The organism is Corynebacterium sp. HMSC034A01 (genome assembly GCF_001838175.1).
In the GTDB taxonomy this organism is placed as follows: Bacteria; Actinomycetota; Actinomycetes; order Mycobacteriales; family Mycobacteriaceae; genus Corynebacterium.
In genome coordinates, this window is the sequence record NZ_KV835956.1 from 1 (window position 1) to 854 (window position 854).

At 60.4% G+C, this 854-nt stretch carries 1 pseudogene; it reads right to left on the reverse strand.

What is annotated here, in order from left to right:
• Positions 1–854, reverse strand: a pseudogene (locus tag HMPREF2791_RS05360) (IS1249 family transposase); the annotation flags it as partial.

An 854-nucleotide genomic window follows, 5' to 3' on the forward strand; every position in this document is an offset into this window, starting at 1 on the left:
CCTGTTTCGTGGTCGGCTTGGTTCTCGTTTCGGGTCAGGGTGGATACTTTGGCGAGTTGGCCCTGGCCCCAGTTGGACTGCCTGGCGATTCGTACTGGATCGTCAGGCAGCTCCGTTTTTAAGTAGAGCCACCAATCCAGCATGCGGCGTTGTCGTTCACCGGATCTGCCGCGGTGGGTTCTGGCGAGCAGTTTGAGCTGGGCGTTGATGCCGCCTTCTAAGCTGTTGGTGGTGGATTTGATCCGCTCTGGTTGAAGGACTGCTGCTGGCGGGTTGAGGTAGACAAACAGCATCTCGGACCGCCAAAGATGGTTGAGGCTGTTGTAGGCCTTGCGCACGTTGTGGTGTGTCCACACGCGGGTCCATGCACCGGTTTTGGGGTCTTTGACCAGGGTCTTCTCGTCCATCCACGACCGGTAGATGGTGGAGAATTCGTGCAGCTGCGCACCCCATTGCGCTGCCTCGTCCAGCGTGGTGATCCGGGTCAGCTTCAGCGTGAGTTTGTAGATGGTGCGCCCGGCATCCGTGCGCGGGTTGCTGGTGGTGTAGCGGCGCACCACGCGTTGGGCGTGGACGAGGCAGCGTTGGATTTTCGTGTTCGGCCAGCACTTTTTGATCGCGCTGTAGGCGCCTTGGCCGCCGTCGATGACGGCGATGAGTGGGGCTTCGATGCGTTCAAGCAGGAGTTGGTAGTCGCGGGTGGTTTCGTGTTTGCACCAGTGTCAGGCGATCACGTGGTCGATTGTCGCCGCGACGATCAAACAGCCGCCGGCGGTGTAGGTGCCGTCGAGGAAGATCTGGTCGTAAACCCGTTTGTCGTGGCCTGCGGTGGGGTCAGGCACATCAACGGAGGG